This window comes from Pricia antarctica (genome assembly GCF_900101815.1).
GTDB classification, from domain to species: Bacteria; Bacteroidota; Bacteroidia; order Flavobacteriales; family Flavobacteriaceae; genus Pricia; species Pricia antarctica.
This window is the reverse complement of record NZ_FNAO01000035.1, coordinates 1-1,669: the sequence shown is the minus strand read 5'-3', so window position 1 is coordinate 1,669 and position 1,669 is coordinate 1. Positions and strand designations below refer to the sequence as shown.

Here is a 1,669-nt window from a genome sequence, read left to right as displayed (position 1 = left end):
GTGGCCGTTGCAGAAGTGCTCTGTGCGTAAGATATTGACCCGAGTAGGCTGTTTTTACGGAGCCTTCAGGGGGACCGGTCTTGATTGGATATACTGGCGAATAATGGTCAGGCAGCCTTGTAGGGCGTCCATAATCGTCTTGAAAACACCAATGGAGGGTTTCCTTCCCCCTTTCTTTAGGTACTTTTTCAGGTTGAAGGCGATTGCCGCCATGAGCATGACCTTATGCGCACCGGCCTTGCCCAGTACGCCTATTTTTCTCAGACCGTAGAACTGGGTCAGACTACCGAACACGGGCTCCACCGTACTTTGCCTAAGGTTTTTCATTCGTTTGCCCCTTTCACTGTGCTGTCTGGCGTAGGCCCTCAAGTATTGCTCGTCATAGATCGTTCTGATTATCTTTTTGCATTTTGTATTCGGCACACATTGGGGTTTCATGGGGCAGGCCTTGCAGTCCTTCGGTGCCGCCCAGTAGTTTTTCAGTACGCTCCCGTCCCTGTTGGTATAGAATGCCTTGAAGGGCAGGGGCCTGTTCATCGGGCATCTATATTCGTCCCTTTCCTTATTATAGGGAAAGCCTTCTATTTTAGGTTTGTACTTTCCGAAAACGGGTATCCATCCGGTAACCTTCCGTTGTTCGAGAAAATGGTAGTTGGCGCCATTGGAATAACCTGCGTCCGCCAGGAGATCCGTCATTATGAGCTCGTTTTTCCTTAAGCGGTTCTGGACCCGCAGGCCGATATCGGTCAGGTACTGACTGTCCCTGCCGTCTGCAAAGTCCGCTTGGATATGCGAGATGACCCCTTCCGCGGTATCCACTGCCATGCTGCAATGGTAGTTCAATTTTCTGGCCTTGCCCGGCTTTACCGATATACGGGCATCCGGGTCGTGAGGGTTGTAGTGTGTCTTGTCGCTTAACAGGCGTGCCTTCTTGTTGGACGCGCCGATCAGTTGTACCGGACTGTCCCTCAGATTTTGATGGTGCTTCTCCGTGCGCTTCAGCTCATGCTCGGAGCGGAGATTTGTACGGGGGATATGGTTCCTCCGTGCTTTTTAGTAGTTTCGCGATTTTCTTCCGACACTTTTTTCAAGTGGCTCTCCATCGGGGTGGCCGGCATTTTCGGCACTACGCTTTCCATGGACGCGTTCGCCTTTATCGGGGCCGAGTCCACTGCCTGGGTGTGGCCGGACACCATTCCGCTATCGACACACAGGGCGAATACCTTGTTGAACAATGTTACGAACAGGGATTCCGGGTAAAGTTGCCTCGTCCTGCTTATCGTCGAATGCCATGGCAGCTCCTCGTCCAGGTCATAGCTCAGAAAGTAGAGCACGTCCATCCGCATACCGCAGTGCTCCACCAGTTTTCGGTCGGAGGTAATGTTCTCGAGGTATCCCGTGACCAACAGCTTAAAAAAGACAATGGGGTCGATAGAAGGGTTGCCGGTCCTGCCATAGAGTTCCTTAGTATCCTCATAGAGAAAACTCAGGTCGAGCGTTTCGCGGAGCCTTCTGTAAAGGTTTTCCTTTGGGACCCGGTCCGATAACTGGAAACTTAGGAAGAGTTTTTCGGTATAGTTCTTTTTGCCTTGCATACCTTGAATTTACGGATTTCCGCGCATTGGTGAAAGCAAAAATTGATGTTTATCGGAGTTGTGCAACAGCCACG

Annotated in this window: 2 protein-coding genes; both read right to left on the bottom strand. The window is 51.2% G+C overall.

All coding sequences use genetic code 11. The annotated features are described in order from the left end of the window. Window positions 1-54 precede the first annotated feature (54 nt). Entirely contained in the window at window positions 55-873 is an 819-nt protein-coding gene (locus BLT07_RS20530; protein ID WP_394331319.1) for a transposase, read from the bottom strand. A 125-nt stretch (window positions 874-998) separates the two neighbouring features. Further along, window positions 999-1,595, bottom strand: a complete 597-nt coding sequence (locus tag BLT07_RS20525; RefSeq protein WP_091874486.1) for a transposase — start codon at window positions 1,593-1,595, stop codon at window positions 999-1,001. Window positions 1,596-1,669 lie beyond the last annotated feature (74 nt).